General features: G+C 36.2%; 17 protein-coding genes and 2 riboswitches. Of the genes, 11 read left to right on the top strand and 6 right to left on the bottom strand.

Features of this window, described 5'->3' with window-relative positions:
- The first annotated feature begins 136 nt into the window (after positions 1-136).
- The 3 genes from nifJ (at position 137) to BMZ99_RS11535 (ending at position 4,978) form a co-directional block, all read left to right on the top strand.
- Positions 137-3,679, top strand: a complete 3,543-nt coding sequence (gene nifJ, locus BMZ99_RS11545) for a pyruvate:ferredoxin (flavodoxin) oxidoreductase (RefSeq protein WP_090937009.1) — start codon at positions 137-139, stop codon at positions 3,677-3,679.
- Positions 3,680-3,851: 172 nt separating this feature from the next.
- Entirely contained in the window at positions 3,852-4,457 is a 606-nt protein-coding gene (locus BMZ99_RS11540) for a GNAT family N-acetyltransferase (protein ID WP_090937006.1), read from the top strand.
- 50 nt (positions 4,458-4,507) lie between these two features.
- Positions 4,508-4,978, top strand: coding sequence for a pyridoxamine 5'-phosphate oxidase family protein (locus tag BMZ99_RS11535; RefSeq protein WP_090937003.1), 471 nt, complete (start codon positions 4,508-4,510; stop codon positions 4,976-4,978).
- 118 nt (positions 4,979-5,096) lie between these two features.
- Here BMZ99_RS11535 and BMZ99_RS11530 read toward each other — a convergent pair whose 3' ends face one another.
- Positions 5,097-5,759 carry a C40 family peptidase gene (locus tag BMZ99_RS11530; protein ID WP_090937001.1) on the bottom strand — a complete coding sequence of 221 codons (663 nt, stop codon included), beginning with the start codon at positions 5,757-5,759 and terminating at the stop codon, positions 5,097-5,099.
- 310 nt (positions 5,760-6,069) lie between these two features.
- Here BMZ99_RS11530 and BMZ99_RS11525 point away from each other — a divergent pair, with 310 nt between their 5' ends.
- From BMZ99_RS11525 to BMZ99_RS11500, 6 genes are all read left to right on the top strand, one after another.
- Positions 6,070-6,951, top strand: coding sequence for a diacylglycerol/lipid kinase family protein (locus BMZ99_RS11525; RefSeq protein ID WP_090936998.1), 882 nt, complete (start codon positions 6,070-6,072; stop codon positions 6,949-6,951).
- A gap of 176 nt (positions 6,952-7,127) precedes the next feature.
- Positions 7,128-7,230: riboswitch (SAM riboswitch) on the top strand.
- Positions 7,231-7,308: 78 nt separating this feature from the next.
- Positions 7,309-8,445 (top strand): trans-sulfuration enzyme family protein, encoded by a 1,137-nt coding sequence (locus tag BMZ99_RS11520; RefSeq protein WP_090936995.1) that lies wholly within the window; start codon positions 7,309-7,311, stop codon positions 8,443-8,445.
- A gap of 150 nt (positions 8,446-8,595) precedes the next feature.
- Positions 8,596-8,937 carry a YezD family protein gene (locus BMZ99_RS11515; protein WP_090936992.1) on the top strand — a complete coding sequence of 114 codons (342 nt, stop codon included), beginning with the start codon at positions 8,596-8,598 and terminating at the stop codon, positions 8,935-8,937.
- Between the two features lie 229 nt (positions 8,938-9,166).
- Entirely contained in the window at positions 9,167-10,105 is a 939-nt protein-coding gene (cysK, locus tag BMZ99_RS11510; protein WP_090936989.1) for a cysteine synthase A, read from the top strand.
- A 330-nt stretch (positions 10,106-10,435) separates the two neighbouring features.
- Positions 10,436-11,371, top strand: coding sequence for a dipeptidase (locus BMZ99_RS11505; protein ID WP_090936985.1), 936 nt, complete (start codon positions 10,436-10,438; stop codon positions 11,369-11,371).
- A 22-nt stretch (positions 11,372-11,393) separates the two neighbouring features.
- On the top strand, positions 11,394-12,020 hold the full coding sequence (locus BMZ99_RS11500; protein ID WP_090937047.1) for a TetR/AcrR family transcriptional regulator: 627 nt from the start codon (positions 11,394-11,396) through the stop codon (positions 12,018-12,020).
- Between the two features lie 123 nt (positions 12,021-12,143).
- Here the strand turns inward: BMZ99_RS11500 and BMZ99_RS26320 are convergent, their stop codons facing one another.
- Positions 12,144-12,314: a hypothetical protein gene (locus tag BMZ99_RS26320; RefSeq protein ID WP_175490534.1), complete on the bottom strand. Its 171-nt coding sequence runs from the start codon at positions 12,312-12,314 to the stop codon at positions 12,144-12,146.
- 428 nt (positions 12,315-12,742) lie between these two features.
- Here BMZ99_RS26320 and BMZ99_RS11495 point away from each other — a divergent pair, with 428 nt between their 5' ends.
- Positions 12,743-13,513, top strand: a complete 771-nt coding sequence (locus BMZ99_RS11495) for a histidinol phosphate phosphatase (RefSeq protein ID WP_090936982.1) — start codon at positions 12,743-12,745, stop codon at positions 13,511-13,513.
- Between the two features lie 64 nt (positions 13,514-13,577).
- Here BMZ99_RS11495 and BMZ99_RS11490 read toward each other — a convergent pair whose 3' ends face one another.
- The 4 genes from BMZ99_RS11490 to BMZ99_RS11475 form a co-directional block, all read right to left on the bottom strand.
- A complete protein-coding gene (locus BMZ99_RS11490; RefSeq protein WP_090936979.1) occupies positions 13,578-14,393 on the bottom strand; it encodes a MetQ/NlpA family ABC transporter substrate-binding protein in 816 nt (271 codons plus the stop codon).
- Positions 14,394-14,413: 20 nt separating this feature from the next.
- Positions 14,414-15,229 carry a MetQ/NlpA family ABC transporter substrate-binding protein gene (locus BMZ99_RS11485; protein WP_090936976.1) on the bottom strand — a complete coding sequence of 272 codons (816 nt, stop codon included), beginning with the start codon at positions 15,227-15,229 and terminating at the stop codon, positions 14,414-14,416.
- 64 nt (positions 15,230-15,293) lie between these two features.
- Positions 15,294-15,947 carry a methionine ABC transporter permease gene (locus BMZ99_RS11480; RefSeq protein ID WP_090936973.1) on the bottom strand — a complete coding sequence of 218 codons (654 nt, stop codon included), beginning with the start codon at positions 15,945-15,947 and terminating at the stop codon, positions 15,294-15,296.
- Complete coding sequence (locus BMZ99_RS11475; RefSeq protein WP_090936970.1) at positions 15,916-16,974, bottom strand: methionine ABC transporter ATP-binding protein; 1,059 nt, start codon at positions 16,972-16,974, stop codon at positions 15,916-15,918. Before BMZ99_RS11475 ends, BMZ99_RS11480 begins: the two co-directional genes overlap by 32 nt.
- 80 nt (positions 16,975-17,054) lie before the next feature.
- Positions 17,055-17,157: riboswitch (SAM riboswitch) on the bottom strand.
- 147 nt (positions 17,158-17,304) lie between these two features.
- On the opposite strand from BMZ99_RS11475, the gene BMZ99_RS11470 reads away from it, so the two are divergent.
- Positions 17,305-17,613 carry a YerC/YecD family TrpR-related protein gene (locus tag BMZ99_RS11470; protein ID WP_090937045.1) on the top strand — a complete coding sequence of 103 codons (309 nt, stop codon included), beginning with the start codon at positions 17,305-17,307 and terminating at the stop codon, positions 17,611-17,613.
- Positions 17,614-17,661: the final 48 nt, after the last annotated feature.

Below are 17,661 nucleotides of genomic sequence, written 5' to 3'. Positions count from 1 at the left end.
TTCAATGTCGAATGATAACTGAGTAGAAAATTGTGGTGAAGTAATTTTTGTATGGAATCATGAATAAAAAATATGAATATTGTATACAAGATTACTTGTCGCATTTAGTAACATAAAGAGAAAGAAGGAGATACTTATGAGAAAAATGAAGACAATGGACGGGAACACTGCTGCAGCTTATATTTCTTATGCCTTTACAGATGTGGCAGCGATTTTTCCAATTACCCCATCTTCACCTATGGCAGAAGCTGTTGATGAATGGTCGGCTCAGGGAAAGAAAAATATTTTTGGACAAACCGTAAAAGTTATGGAAATGCAGTCAGAGGCTGGTGCTGCTGGTGCAGTGCATGGTTCTTTACAAGCAGGTGCTTTGACTACGACTTATACTGCATCTCAAGGTCTCTTGCTAATGATTCCTAACATGTATAAAGTAGCTGGAGAGTTATTGCCGGCTGTTTTCCATGTTAGTGCTAGAGCATTGGCTACCAATGCGCTTAATATATTTGGCGATCATCAGGACGTTATGGCTGCTAGACAAACTGGCTGTGCTTTGCTTGCTGAAAGCAGCGTACAAGAAGTTATGGATTTGGGTGCTGTAGCTCATTTGGCAGCTATAAAAGGTAAAGTTCCTTTCATCAATTTCTTTGATGGATTTAGAACATCTCACGAAATACAAAAAATTGAAACCATTGAGTATGATGAACTCGCAAAATTACTAGACACGGATGCTGTAGATGTTTTCAGAAGAAATGCATTGAATCCTGATCATCCAGTGCTTCGCGGTACAGCGCAAAATCCTGATATTTATTTCCAGGAGAGAGAAGTTTCTAATAAATATTATGATGCGTTACCAGAAATCGTAGAAAATTACATGGCTGAGATTAATAAAATTACTGGCAGAGATTATCATCTCTTCAATTACTATGGCGCACCAGATGCAGATCGAATGATTATTGCTATGGGTTCAGCTTGTGAAGCGATTGAAGAAACCGTAGACTATTTGAATGCAAATGGTGAAAAAGTTGGTTTATTGAATGTTCATTTATACAGACCATTTTCTATTGAACATTTCTTTAAGTATATCCCTGAAACAGTAAAAAAGATTGCTGTTCTTGATAGAACCAAAGAACCTGGTTCTTTGGCTGAGCCTTTATATCTTGACGTAAAGACTGCCTTCTACAATCGTGGAACTCACCCTGTAATTGTAGGCGGAAGATATGGACTTGGCTCAAAAGATGTAGTACCTGCTCATATTGTTGCTGTTTATGAAAATTTGAAAGCTGATGCACCTAAAGATGGATTTACCATCGGTATTGTTGATGATGTAACCTTCAAATCTTTGCCAACTGCTGCAGACGTTGATACAACTCCTGAAGGAACAAAAGCTTGTAAGTTCTGGGGCCTTGGTTCAGATGGTACAGTTGGTGCTAATAAGAGTGCAATCAAAATTATCGGCGATAAAACGGATATGTACGCACAAGCTTATTTTGCATATGATTCTAAAAAATCTGGCGGTATTACAGTTTCCCATCTTAGATTTGGTAAAAAGCCAATTAAATCTCCATATTTAATTAACAAAGCTGATTTTGTAGCTTGTCATAATCAATCTTATGTAGATAAATATGATGTATTAGTTGGACTTAAACCAAATGGCAGCTTCTTGTTAAATTGTATTTGGAATCAAGAAGAATTAGAAACTAAATTGCCAGGCTTTATGAAACGTTATATTGCACAAAATAATATTAACTTCTATACTTTGAACGCTGTAAAAATTGCGCAAGAAATTGGATTAGGCGGCAGAATTAATATGATCATGCAGTCTGCATTCTTTAAAATTGCTCATATTATTCCAGTTGAAGATGCGGTTAAATACTTAAAAGATGCAGTTGTTGGCTCTTATGGTAATAAAGGTCAAAAAGTAATTGACATGAATAATGCTGCTATCGACAAAGGCGTAGAATCTATTGTTAAAGTCACAATTCCAGAAAGCTGGAAAACTGCTGGTGACAGCACAAAAGATGAAGCTCATTTTGCTTGTGCTTGCAGCAATGCAAATCAAAAACAAGTACCTGAATTTATTGAAAAAATCCTTGTACCAATGAATAGACAAGAAGGCGATTCATTACCAGTAAGTGCTTTTACCGGCAGCATGGAAGATGGTACATTCCCTCTAGGGACATCTGCCTTTGAAAAACGTGGTATTGCAATTAATGTTCCTGAATGGCAAATGGATAAATGTATCCAATGTAATCAGTGCGCATTTGTATGTCCGCATGCTGTAATCAGACCTGTCTTAGTGAATGAAGAAGAGATGAAGAACGCACCAGAAGGCTTTACTGCAAAAGCAGCCGTTGGTATAAAAGATTTACAGTTCAGACTTGCTATATCTCCTCTTGATTGTACTGGTTGCGGTAACTGCGCGCAGGTATGTCCTGCAAAAGAAAAAGCATTGATTATGAAACCGTTGGAAACACAATTACATGAAGTGAAATTATGGGATCACCTTGCTAATATTTCACCAAAAGAAAATCCTATGAAAAAGAATACTGTAAAAGGCAGCCAATTTGAACAGCCGTTATTAGAGTTCTCTGGCGCTTGTGCAGGTTGTGGCGAAACTCCTTATGTCAAACTAGTTACTCAATTGTTTGGTGATCGCATGATGGTTGCGAATGCTACAGGTTGTACGTCCATCTGGGGTGGCAGTGCTCCATCAATACCTTACACAACCAATCATGAAGGACATGGTCCGGCATGGGCGAATTCTCTATTCGAAGATAATGCTGAATTCGGTCTTGGCATGCATTTAGGTGTAAAAGCAATAAGAGAAAAATTAGCTGCAACAATTAAAGAAGCTACAGAACTGAATATTAGTGCTGAGTTAAAAGCTGCTTTAGTAGATTGGCAGGAACATAAAGATAGTGGTGAAGCAAGTCGTTCTAGAGCAGATCTTGTGGCTAGCCTTGTAGCTGCAGAAAAAGGCGACAATGCTATATTGAATGAAATTGATAAGAATAAAGATTTCTTGGTGAAAAGATCACAATGGATCTTTGGTGGAGATGGCTGGGCTTATGATATTGGCTACGGCGGTTTGGATCATGTATTGGCATCTGGTGAAGATGTGAATGTTTTAGTACTTGATACTGAAATTTATTCTAATACCGGCGGACAGGCATCCAAATCTACTCCGGCAGCAGCAATTGCTCAATTTGCTGCTAGCGGTAAGACCACGAAGAAGAAAGATCTTGGTATGATGGCCATGAGTTATGGTTATGTATATGTTGCACAAATTGCTATGGGTGCTGATAAAAATCAGACATTAAAAGCAATTGCTGAAGCAGAAGCATATCCAGGCCCATCTCTTATCATAGCGTATGCTCCTTGCATAAGTCATGGTCTGAGAAAAGGCATGGGCTTTAGCCAGCTTGAAATTAAAAATGCTGTAGAATGCGGATATTGGGGAATGTATCGATATAACCCAGTACTGAAAGAAGAAAATAAGAACCCATTCATTCTAGACTCTAAGGAGCCAACAGCTGACTTCCAAGAATTCTTAATGGGTGAAGTACGTTTTGCATCTCTTAAGAAACAATATCCAGAATTAGCTGATGCCTTATTTGCAAAAACTGAAAAAGATGCTAAAGAAAGATTAGCAACTTATAAAAGACTTGCACAATCGTAAGTTGTAAGATCTTAAAAGAGGCATTTGACGGCTCAGTAGTGAGCCGTCAAATGCCTCTTTCTTGTAGTATCAAAATAGTGTATAATAATATCCAATAAATATTGGATATAGGCTTCTTTATTAAGGTTATATAGAAGTATGATACTATTTTAGATTGGGGATATATGCGAATATGGAAATTTTGTACCGCGCAGGAAAGATGGAAGATAGTATGAAAATTGCTGAGGGAATTGATCGTGCTTCTGGTGGAATTATGGAATTTCTCTTTCATGGTCTATTAGGGCAATATTCAAGAACCGAGGTGATGGCAAAATCAATAGAAGAAAAACAAGGTACTGATTCGTATGAAAATGCTATTATTGCAGAGCATCAAGGTAATATCATAGGGATTGTCTATTCCTATTCATCGGATTTTCATGGAATTACTGAAAGCACTAGAAGCTTTTTTCCGAGTGATCGACTTGCAGTTTTAAAAGAGTTTTATAATTCAAAAGTGGAAAATAGCTGGTTCTTAGATTCAATTTATGTAGATGAAGAGTTTCGAGGAACGGGTATTGGCAGTAAACTAATTGCATTAACAAAGCAAAGAGCGAGGGAGAATGGATGTAGCCAATTGAGCCTAATGGTTATGGCTGATAATACTGTTGCTAGAAGAGCTTATGAACGCAATGGCTTTAGAATCGTAAAGCATATTGATATACAGGAAACTCCTTTAATCCCCCATAAAGGCGGAGTATATTTATTAGTTAGTGATATAAATGAAGAGTTATCATTTTAGCATAAGTTTCAGGAAGTTAAATAGATAAAGATTTTGAGGAGAAAAATGTAATGGGTATGAGAAGAAAAGATCGAGAGATGGAGCAGGGAGAAGCTTATGATCTTCTATTTCAAGGTAGCTATGGAATTTTAGCGACTGCAGATTCAGATGGGCAGCCTTATGCGGTACCGCTCAATTATGTAATTAGCAATGGTAATATTTATTTTCATTGTGCCCTTGATGGACATAAGCTAGATAATATTACTTTAAATGCTAAAGTATGTTTTACTGTGGTGGGAAGAACTAGTGTTGTATCAGAGCAGTTTTCTACAGATTACGAAAGCGTGGTTGTATATGGAACTGCCGCTAAAGTAGAAGAACAAGAGGAAAAGAGAAATGTCTTGAGAACTTTTGTACAGAAATATAGTATTAACTTTGTGTCCGAAGGTGACGCGTATATTGAAAAAGCTAAAGATCTAACTGTTGTGTATAAAATAAGAATGGACTATTATACGGGTAAAAAAAGAGGTTACAAAGTGTAAACTTTGGAAAGATAAGCGGCCATTGCAGGCAATACGACTCTAACTATATTTTTGTCACATGCAAAAGGCAATTCCGCACCATGCTTGCGTGGTACGGAATTGCCTTTGAGGGTCTGTCCTACTTAATATAACGGCGTGAGCCGATATAATGTTCAGTGTAGTAAGTCTCATCTAAAGAGCTGATCGTTACTTGTTTTGCTGCTGAACTTGCATGAATAAATTGTTGATTTCCCATATAGAAGCCTACGTGTGATGCTCCTGGCTTATAGGTAGTGAAAAATACTAAATCACCGATTTCTAAATTTTCCTTATCTATTGGGGTACCTTGACTATATTGTTCAGCTGCTGTTCGAGGAAGAGTAATTCCATTTTTCTTCATAACAAGCTGTGTAAAACTGGAACAGTCAAGTCCTGAAGTAGGGGATTCCCCTCCAAAAACATATGGAACGCCCATATAGGTTTTTGCGGTAGCAATAATTGCATCTCCTTTTGCAGAAGCACTGGTTGCGGATTTGCTATCCGTTTCTTGAAGTGGTACGGGCTTGATGTTAACGTTAGGATTTTCAGATATATTGTTTTTTCCTAATAAATTTCCTAATAACATTCCAATTAGAACGTTAAGAAGATTAAAAGAAGAACTACTATTCTTTGGATTTGCAGAGGATGTTTGTGTGAGTGTATTCAAAGGCGAAGCCGCCATAGCAACTGTTGCAGGCATAATCAGTGTGAAGGAAAAAGTGAAAAGGATAAGAAGTATGATAGGCATACGATATTTCTTCATATAAAGACCTCCTAGTCCAATTTCGATTTGTTAGAGCCGTATTTAGAGATTTAATACTCTAAGTTATTAATCAGCTGGTAATGTTACTAACTAGAATAATGATACTAGACAATAAGTGTTATGTAAACAGGAAATATCTACTATTGATTAGGACGGAGAGGTTTTAGAGGTTTACGGATTGTTGGAGGAGATTATTTATAAAATTTAGTTATCAGATAATTCTTGGTAGACTTTGTACTGACGAATGCATTACAATAATAAGATATGAATCCTATTATACATAGTGATTGGGCAAGGAGGAGGAATCAGATTGCGAAAATTTATCCTTGTATATAATCCAATATCAGGTGATGCCAGCTTTAAATTTAAGTTGGATAATGTAATTGAGGCTTTTCAAAAAAAAGATTGTATTATAATTCCTCTTAGAGTTAGTAATGAACAAGAGAGTGATACTTTTATCATGCTGGTGAAAGAGATTGTTGTAGATGGCATTATTGTTTCTGGCGGCGATGGCACTATTCATAGTGTAATTAATAATATGCTCAGACACGAAGTAGATCTTCCTCTAGGTATTATTCCAAGTGGTACATCTAATGATTTTGCAGCATATTTGCAGTTAGATAAAAATATTGATACTTGTGTAGAGACAATTACAAAAGGACAGCGGAAAAGAATTGATGTAGGTCGAGTCAATGATGAATACTTTTTTAATGTTGCCAGTGCCGGATTAATGACATCGGTAGCTCATAATGCAGATAGCATGTTAAAAAACACTCTGGGAAAAATTGCATATTATTTAAAGGGACTTGGAGAATTGCCTAATTTTAAGGCATTAAAAATGCGAATTATTACAGAACAGCAGATTCTTGAAGAAGATATTTTTTTATTTTTGATCATGAATAGTGGTACTGTTGGCGGATTTCCTAATTTGGTACCTCATGCTAAAATTGATGATGGTAAACTGGATGTACTTATTGTAAAAAAATGCAACTTGCCTGAGTTAATGAGTTTATTTATTAGCTTTTTAAAAGGTATTCACTGTAATAGTAGATATGTTACTTGCCTGCAAGCAGAAACGATTTATATAGAATGTGCAGAAGAAGTAGAAAGCGACTTAGATGGAGAATTAGGACCTAAATTGCCTCTTAGTGTTACGATTCTTCCTAGAAAGATTTCCGTGTTCTGTTCCTAGTTGAAAAAAACTAGAGACCTTTTTTCTTCGTTCATCTATGTTCAATTCATTTAAAAGATCCTATTTGCTAAGTTAATTAACAAAAGTATGAATGAAATCGTAAAAAAAGTTCAAAAATGTTAACGGAATATTGACCATTTAGAATATCATATGATATAATCATACAAATGAATAAACTCTTATCGAGAGTGGTCGAGGGACTGGCCCGATGACACCCAGCAACCGGCAGAAATGCAGTGGTGCTAATTCCAGCAGGATGCGAATCCTGACAGATAAGAGGAAGATGGTTGTTCGAAAAAACCTCTTTCCTCGGAAAGAGGTTTTTTAATTTTAAAAATAAAGATTTAGGAGGCATTTATGAGACTAGATTCAAAAATTGTACACATTGGTGTCTGTACAGATGAAAAAACGGGTGCTATAAGCACTCCTGTATATCAATCAGCAACATTTCGCCATCCAGCTCTTGGTGAAAGCACTGGGTTTGATTATACTCGCAGCCAGAACCCTACAAGAAAAGTATTGGAAGAAGGTATTGCTGCATTGGAAAATGGTGCAGTTGGTTTAGCGTTTGCTTCAGGGATGGCTGCAGTTACTGCTATATTAATGTTGTATAAGACAGGAGATCACTTGGTGGTTGTAGAAGACTGCTACGGTGGTACATATCGGGTCATTGATAAAATATTTAGTAATTTTGGTTTAACAGTAAGTTTTGTAGATGGAAGTAATATAGAAGAAGTAGCACAGAGTATCACATCTGCTACTAAAGCAATATTGGTAGAAACACCGACCAATCCGCTAATGAAGATTGTCGATATTCGTGCTATTGTAAAATTAGCTAAAGGAAATGATATTCATGTTATTGTTGATAATACCTTTTTAACACCATATTTCCAACGTCCTTTAGAGTTGGGAGCTGATGTGGTCATTCATAGTGGTAGTAAATATTTAGCGGGCCATAATGACCTGGTCTGCGGACTAGTCGTTGCACGGGATGCTGAATTAGGTGCCTCGATACGTTATATCCAAAATTCAACTGGGGCAATTTTGGGACCTAATGATAGTTGGCTATTGATTCGCAGTATGAAAACCTTGGCATTACGGATGGAAAAGCATAATCAAAATTCGCAAATTATTGCGCAGTGGTTGACTCGCCATTCAAAAGTTGTTAAAGTATATTACCCGGGATTAGCGGATCATCAAGGCAAAGATATACATGATAGTCAAGCATCTGGTTATGGCGGTATGCTGTCTTTCGCGGTTGATAATCCAGAAAGAGTTAAGAAAGTACTGCGTAAAGTACAAATGATTCGTTTTGCCGAAAGCCTTGGTGGGGTAGAATCTCTGATTACGTTACCAGCGGTACAAACTCATGCTGATGTGCCGATTGAGGTTCGAGAACGTTTGGGAATATCTGATTGTTTATTGCGTTTATCCATTGGTATTGAAGACGCCAGTGATATCATTAATGACTTAGAACAAGCATTAGCAGATTAAAACTATGTTATAGAAAAAGTACTAGTCATAGAATCGTTAAGAGATGAATAAGGTGAAAGAAAGAGCATTTGTACCAACTTTTGCATGTCCGAGTAGAAGATGCAAAGGATCTTTTGGCAGATTTAACATTAGCAATGGAGGAGTAAGAGCATGCAAGAAAAAATCTCATTTCCTGCAAAAGCATTGGCCGTAATTGATCAGAGTATACAAAATATTAGTTTTGGTGAGATTGTATTAATCGTTCAGGATGGGCATATCATTCAAATTGAACGTACAGAAAAAATTATTATTTCTAGCCAGAAGAACTTTCGGCAGGAAAAAAAGAATACAGAAGAAATCAACCTTCTTCGCAAGAAAATCTTAGGAGAATTATCCCATTTACAATATGGTCAGTTAGTTGTGAAGATAAAAGATGGTAAAGCTGTCCAAATTGAAAAAACTGAAAAACGACGTTTTCCAGAGGTGGAAGGTGTCTATGGTGATGGTATATAAAAGCAAGTGATATAGGTAACTTTTCACAGGGCAGGGCTTGTGATTCAACGCAATTTTATTATTAAAAATTAAATATTAACTTGACAAATCAGAGTATTTATGATTAAATATAGACATAATATATTGGTTAGCCGATCAGAAAACTGAAGGCTAAGGAATTGTTCTTTTGTGGGACTTCCTTAGCCTTTTTCTTTTCTATCAAAAAAATAAAAAATGGAGGTCGTTTAACATGGCTAAAATTGCAAAACAGTTGACTGAACTTATTGGCAATACGCCGCTGCTGGAACTTACTAAATATAATGGTGAAAAAGGTTTAGCTGCAAAGGTAATTGCGAAATTAGAGTATTTTAATCCGCTCAGCAGTGTAAAGGATCGTATTGGTTATGCTATGATTGCGGATGCAGAAAAACAAGGACTAATTAATAAAGATACAATAATAATTGAACCTACCAGTGGCAACACAGGTATTGCTTTAGCCTTTGTAGCTGCAGCGCGAGGCTATAAATTAGTATTGTGTATGCCTGATACAATGAGTATTGAAAGACGGAATCTGTTAAAAGCTTTAGGTGCTGAATTGGTATTAACTCCGGGAGCAGAAGGGATGAAAGGGGCTATAAGTAAGGCTGAGCAATTGGCTGCTGAAAATAGCAACTCCATTATTTTACAACAGTTTAAAAATCCATCAAATCCGGAAATACATAGACAGACTACTGCCGAAGAAATCTGGAGAGATACAGATGGAGAAGTTGATATTTTCATTTCAGGTGTAGGTACTGGTGGTACAGTAACTGGTGTAGCTGAAGTGCTAAAGAAAAAGAAACCAAGCGTTAAGGTTATTGCAGTTGAACCTTTTGATTCACCTGTTTTATCAGGTGGTAAACCAGGTCCACACAAAATTCAAGGCATTGGTGCTGGATTTGTTCCGGCTGTAATTAACCTTGGTGTTGTTGATGAAATTTTTGGTGTCCATAATGAAGATGCTTTTGCAACTTCCAGAGAACTTGCAAAAACCGAAGGCTTGTTAGTAGGGATTTCAAGTGGTGCAGCCGTTTATGCCGCTGTTCAAATTGCATCACGTCCTGAGAATAAAGGAAAAAATATTGTTGTCTTATTGCCTGATTCAGGAGAGCGTTATTTATCTACAGCGCTTTTTCAGCAAGAGTCCTAAAATAACGCTATTTAGTTTCTAGTTTATTAATGAAAAAATAGTGAATGCCACATTTATTTTAAGTATCCCCAATCTTCTTATAGCTGCTTATTGGGGTACCTTGAAATGAATTGTGGCATTTTATATTAGGTGGAACATAGAATCCAAGAAAAAAATATATGATAGAATTTTCAGTAAAATAAATAGATATAATTTATCGTCATTGTCAGGTATCATTTGTAATGGTATAATTAATTTGAATTAAAAGCAGCTCTGCCTTTTGTCAGCAGAGCTTTGTTTAAGTTAGTGCTTGACCATCATTTCCGTATAGGCAGGAAAGGTGAGTGTACTATGCAAATAATTGATTTACATTGCGATACAATAATGCACTTAATGGATCAACCACATTTAAATTTATATCATAATAACCTAAGCGTAGATATAGAGAAATTGCAATCTGGTAATGCTTTAGCACAATTTTTTGCATTGTATATTGATTTAGCAAAGCAGCAAAATCCGTTGCAATATTGCTTAAGTATGCTTGATGTTTTTCATCGAGAGATGAAGAGTCAACATTCATATATTGCTATAGCACAGAATTATCAAGATTTGCTTTTAAATCAGCAAGCTGGAAAAATTTCGGCCTTTCTTACAATTGAAGAAGGAGGAGCTTTACAAGGACGCTTGGAGAATCTGCGGAATTTCTATCGATTGGGTGTGAGACTTCTCACGTTAACTTGGAATTATCCAAATGAAATTGGTTATCCCAATGTTGATGAGCGGTATGGGAAGCTGGGATTAACGGATTTCGGCAAACAAGTAATTGGTCAAATGAATCAATTAGGTATGATAATTGATGTTTCTCATCTTTCAGATCAAGGTTTTTACGATGTCGCTGCTTTGTCCAATCAACCTTTTGTTGCTTCTCATTCTAATGCGCGTGCAATTAGAGAGCATCGGCGTAATTTGACGGATGATATGATTACTCTGCTGGCGGAAAAAGGGGGAATCATGGGAATCAATTTTTCAGGGAACTTTTTGGCGGGATCAAATTGGAGTAGAGCGGATGATATGGTACGCCATATTAAACATATTGTGAAGATTGGCGGTATTGATGTCGTGGCTTTAGGAACAGATTTTGACGGTATTGAATACCAATTGGAAATTTCCCATCTTGGTAACATTAATAAATTAGTGGATGCACTTATTTCCAATGGATTTACTACAGATGATATCGAAAAGATTTGTTATAAGAATGCAATTAGAATTATTAAAGAATGTTTATGAATTTCGTACTTTGGAGGCAGAAATGAAGCATATTCGTGAAAATATTGGTTTCCATGATTCTCAAAATAAACGACAGCAGATACTTGAGGCAGCTTATGCTGTATTTTCCAGTAAAGGTTATCATAGGGCTACAGTAGATGAAATTATTGCTTTAGCCGATACTGGTAAAGGCACTGTATACAATTATTTTGTCAATAAAGAACAACTTTTTTATACCTTAATTAAAGAATGTAGTATGCCTTTTCAAATCATAATTGAAGGTATTGTTAATTCTTCTGAGCCTCCTTTAGAGAAGGTGGAAACCATAATTAAAGCTTTTTTGGAGTTTTACGTAAAGCATGCCAACTTATGGAGAGTTATGATGCATGAAGTGCGTGGATTTGGTGCAAACGGATCATCAAACTTTACTCAAGAGCAGCTGGAGAAATATCAAACCTGTTTCTGTGAGACGATTGGCATGATTGAGAAGGTTTTATTAGAAGCTCAAAGCAAGGGCTTTATCCGTGAAAGTTGTGATGCAACACGTGCTGCTCATGGTTTGTTTAGTGTTATTGTAACCTTTGTATTTCGCGATTTTGTGGATAAAAATATTGGTGATACGGCACATACTATTGCTGAACTTTTTTTGTACGGTGCTGCTGATAGATAAAAAATAGAAAATATGATTTACGGTTTGATTAAAGAGATTAATGCAATTATAATATAGTAAAAAAGGACTTGACCTAATGGGCCAAGTCCCTTTTATATAGGTTTATACTACTAGCTTTAAGCTTTAATTAAGTTGTTTGGTTATAAAAAAAACAACGGCTAATAAAGGGAAAATAACCAACAGCAACCGATTTCCGCTTTGGACTAAGAGAAATAATAAGCTAATAGCTAATAAAGGAATAACTATCCATATACAGAAGGCGGAAAAGAGATCGCTGATTCTTTCTCTGGCCATAGTGAAAACCTCCTGTTGTGGTATTATCCGTATAATGCCTCAATGCGAAAGCACATTGATTGATGTTATATATATGAAGTTAAGGATTCCACTATCTTGTACATTAGATACATCTCCCTAGCATCTAAGGTTTGCAGATCTTCTTCAGTGCTCAATGGAATCACCCCCATACCTAGTATCATACAATTGCTTAAAAAGTAATTGCTATTTTTGCCTTTAGTATATTACAAAGACAAACATTCTTCAATAGTTTCAAATGTATACTTGAAAAATATGTTGATAGTTTAAATAAATACAACAGACTACAATATTGTTTATTTCTATAGAAAAAGAAGAGTATATAGTAAAAGATCTAAAAGCAGGATTTTCTTTATTTTTGTATAAAATAAGTATAGAAGATAGATGATACAAAAACCTTGGAGGTAAAAATGTTATTTGATAGCCATATGCATACCTGTTTTTCTACCGATTCAAAAATGAAGATGGCTGATGCTGTAGTAAAGGCAGAGGAATTAAATATAGGAATTATTATTACGGAACATATGGATATTGCGTATCCAGAACCGAAGGCTTTTATCTTTGATGTAGAAAAATATTTTTCCCAGTATGCTCAATATCGTAATGAAAAAGTTCTTCTAGGCATAGAAATCGGTATGCGATCAGATTGTTTAGAAGAAAATTGTCGATTAGTAGAGAAGTATCCTTTTGATTATGTTATTGGATCTGTACATGTAATTGATAATATTGACCTATATACTCCAGAATTTTATCAAGGAAGAACTAAACAAGAAGCATATGAACATTATTTTAAAGCGATGAAGCAATGTGTAACTTGTTATGATGGTATCCATAGTTTAGGGCATATTGATTATATTGCCAGATATGCACGCTTTCAAGATCCAGAAGTCTACTATCATGAATTTAGCGATTATATTGATGAGATTTTAACGATTTTAGCCCAGAAAGAAAAGGCTCTAGAGATTAATACTAGGCGTTTGGGGAACAAAGCGGCAGTAGAGACAATAATACCGATCTACAAGCGCTTTTATGAGTTGGGAGGACGTATTGTAACAATTGGATCCGATGCTCATAATGTCAAAGATGTTGGTAGAGAGCTGCTGGCAGGACTAGAGATTGCGGAACGTTCTAACTTGAATGTTGTACATTTCAAAGAAGGAAAACTTCAATTCCATAAATAAGATAGCATCTCCGCAGATCGGAGATGAAAGAATATCCCCTCCATGGTTATGGAGGGGATATTCTTTACCAAGCAGCGACTACAGTACCTTGAAAATGTTCATTTAAAAAATTTTTAATTTCCTGTGTTTGATAAGCTGCAATGATTTTTCCTAGATCTTTATGATTGACATCGTTAGTGCCAGCTACTAAAAGATTTACATAAGGTGAATGTACATCTTCCAATACAAGTGCATCTTTAGTTGGCACCAAGCCAATTTCGGCTGCATAATTGGCATTGATAAGAGTAATATCTACCTTGTCAATAGCAGAAGTGATCTGTGTGGCATCCATTTGTATAAAACTAAGATTCTTAGGATTATCTATAATGTCATCAGGGGTTCTTAAAGAATCCTTTGTTTTTCTGCAAACAATTAGGCCTGTTTTCTCCAATAACAACAAGGCTCGGCTGCCATTCCATAAATCCTTTGGAATGGCAACTTGACTGCCTTCAGGTAACTCGCTAAGATTTTTTATTTTCTTCGTATAGATTCCCATTGGAAATAGAACCGTTTTAGCAATCGGAGTAATTTCGTAGTTGTGATCATCCAGTACTTTATCAAGATAAGGCTGATGCTGAAAGCTATTAAGACTAATTTCTCTGCGGTGTAAAGACTCATTGAGCTTGCCATAATCAGAAAATACAACAATCTGCAGATCAATACCGTCTTTTGCGACGATCGTTTTAACTTGGTTCATAATTACAAAATGGGGACCGGCCGAAACGCCTACTTTTATTGGCCTATATACATAACTCATATGCAACGAACTATGCCATGACAGCAGTGCCGCGATACTTGCCAGTATAAAAAAAGTAGTGACGATTTGCAACCGCTTCCCCATAAAGGATCCCTCCAAGATGATTAGAATGCTGGTATTACAGCACCTTGATATTTTTCGTTAATGAATTTTTTTACTTCGTCAGATGTAAGGGCTTTGGTTAATTTTTGAATTTCAGGGCGATTTTCGTCGCCTTTACGTACGGTCAAAATATTAGCATAAGGAGAATCTTTTGGTTCAAGGAATAGAGCATCCTTAGTTGGTACCAATTTCGCTTCCAATGCATAGTTGGTATTGATGACAGCAATAGTTACATCTTCAAGTACACGAGGAAGTTGAGGAGCTTCTAATTCACTAATTTGAATATTTTTAGAATTTGTTACAATATCACTTACAGTAGCGCTGACGCCTACGCCGTCTTTTAATTTAATAAGTCCTGCTTTTTCTAAGATAGCTAAAGCACGACCGCCATTTGTAGGATCATTAGGGATAGCTACTTTAGCGCCAGATGCCAATTCATTCAAATTCTTAATTTTCTTTGAATAAATTCCCATTGGCTCAATGTGAATGGCAGCAGTGTAGGTTAATGCCAAATTACGTTCTGTTGAGAATTTATTTAAGTAAGGAATATGCTGAAAGAAGTTTGCATCCAATTCTTTTTCGGCTACTGCAATATTTGGTTTTACATAATCGGTAAACTCAACAATTTGTAAGTCAATTCCCTCTTTAGCTAAAATTGGTTTTACTATATTTAAAATTTCCGCATGTGGAACAGGAGTAGCACCAACTTTTAATACAGTAGTTTTTGCAGCAGGAGCAGGCGCTTCTTTTTGACCACAACCACTTACTAATAGTCCTAGAGTAAGAATTCCAAGAAGAACAAGATATAGCTTTTTCATAATGATAACCCTCCTAAGTTTATGTGATGTTTTTATAGATAGCCAATTAGGAAATTAGCTGCTTCTATTTCTTGTTGAGGCGATTCGATATATAGTCACCAGTAGACTGAACAATTTGTACTTGAGCAATTAAAATAACCACTGTAATTAACATGATATCAGCACGAAAACGTTGGTAGCCATAACGAATTGCTAAATCACCTAAACCGCCGCCGCCAATTGCTCCTGCCATTGCTGAGTAGCCAATCAGACTGATAATAGTGAGGGTGAGTCCTAAAACAATCGCAGGTAAGGATTCAGGAATGAGAACTTTTGTAATAATTTCTCTTGGGGAAGCTCCCATCGCTTGGGCTGCTTCGATTACCCCGTAGTCCACTTCTTTAAGAGCTGATTCTACGATACGCGCTACAAAAGGAATGGCAGCAATACTTAATGGTACTATAGCAGCATTTGTTCCAATAGACGTACCTACTAATAATCTGGTAACTGGAATAATTGCTACCATTAAAATTATGAAAGGTGTAGAGCGGGTAGCGTTTACAATTGCACCTAAAATTTGATTGAGAGGAGTATTTTCTAAAATATGACCCCTGTTAGTGGTAACCAATATAATACCTAGGGGTATTCCTATCAATGCAGAAATTAAACTCGAAACAGCAACCATATATGTGGTTTCCCATAGGGACTTAGCCAACAGCACGAGCATTTCTTGCGACATAACCAATCACCTCAATTCCTAATTCACGTGTTTTTAAGTAACTAAGAGCTTGCTGCAAAGAGGCTTGCTCACCTGATAATTCTACAATTAATGTACCGAAAGGTATGGTTTGAATATGATCAATATTTCCGTATAAAATACTCGCATCAATCGAAAAGCGGCGAATCATACTGGAAATAACAGGTTCCTCAGTAGAATGTCCAATAAAAGATAAACGCAATATTAAATTACTATCAGCAGATGGATCCGATGCCAGACTAATCTCTTTGAAAAAGTCAGGAAGGTTATGATTAATGATAGAACTAATAAATTCTTTTGTAGTACTGCATTGAGGTTGGGTGAAAATATCAATTACCCTGCCTTGTTCAATGATCTTACCACCTTCAATAACTGCCACTCGGTTGCAAATTTCTTTAATAACCTGCATTTCATGAGTAATGAGAACAATGGTAAGTTGGAACTTACGATTAATATCCTTTAATAACTCTAAAATTGATTTTGTGGTTTGAGGGTCAAGAGCTGAGGTCGCTTCATCGCACAATAATACTTTAGGGTGATTAGCTAAAGCCCTTGCAATGCCCACACGCTGTTTTTGTCCGCCACTTAATTGCGCTGGATATTGATCCTTTTTATCACTTAACCCTACTAATTCTAGTAAGTGTAATACCTCTTTATCAATTTCTTCTTTACTGCATTTTGCCAATTCTAAGGGAAAAGCTATATTTTGATATACAGTGCGTGACGATAATAAATTGAAATGTTGAAAGATCATACCAATTTTTTTACGCTGTTCTCGGAGTTCTTGCTCATTTAGTGAGGTCAATTCTTGACCATCCACTGTAACAGTACCCTTAGTAGGACTTTCTAACATATTGATACAGCGAACTAACGTGCTTTTACCAGCACCGCTAGTTCCAATAATGCCGAAAATTTCTCCTTGTTCAACTGATAAATTGACGCCTCGTAAGGCATGAATTGTGCCGTTATCACTTTGATATATTTTCTCTATATCTTGCAGGTTAATCAATGGAATATCTCCCTTCCTACTATTGCTGAAATAACAAAAAAACCGCTTCATAAATGAAGCGTGTTATCAAACTGAATTGCGCTTCATCTGCCAGGAATCAATCCTGTGGAGTTGGCACCGTTTCACAAGTGAATGGTTGCCGCAGCTTCATTGGGCCAATCCCTCAACTGCTCTTGATGAAAGATATTAACTTACTAAAATATATATTAGCAGTTCTATAAAATAGTGTCAAGAAAAAAATGACTTTGCAAATAGGAAATCATAATGTTATAATTTCACTAAGTAAAGCTTAAAAGTAATAAAGGATTTAATAGAATGGGGGAAGGAAAAATGCCTACAAATCCCAAATTGAAAGATGATCTGACGGATCAGTTATTTCGTTCTATTTTGTTGTTAGAAAATCAAGAAGAATGCTATCAATTTTTTGAAGATATTTGTACTGTAAGTGAATTAAAATCTCTTGCTCAACGTATGGAAGTTGCTCGTATGCTAAGAGCTGGTCATACGTATGATGACATTGTAGATAAAACAGGAGCTAGTACAGCAACAATCAGCAGGGTAAAGCGTTGTTTGCATTATGGGGCTGATGGATACAAGTTTATGTTAGAAAGGCTAGATGATCAAAAAGATCAGAAGTAAACAGTATGCGAAGTACCGATGTGAAAGTTTAATTTATGCAAGGAGTGT

The organism is Pelosinus propionicus DSM 13327 (genome assembly GCF_900114615.1).
Lineage (GTDB): Bacteria > Bacillota > Negativicutes > DSM-13327 > DSM-13327 > Pelosinus > Pelosinus propionicus.
The sequence above is the reverse complement of the archived record's forward strand: the minus strand, read 5'-3'. Positions and strand labels throughout refer to the sequence as shown.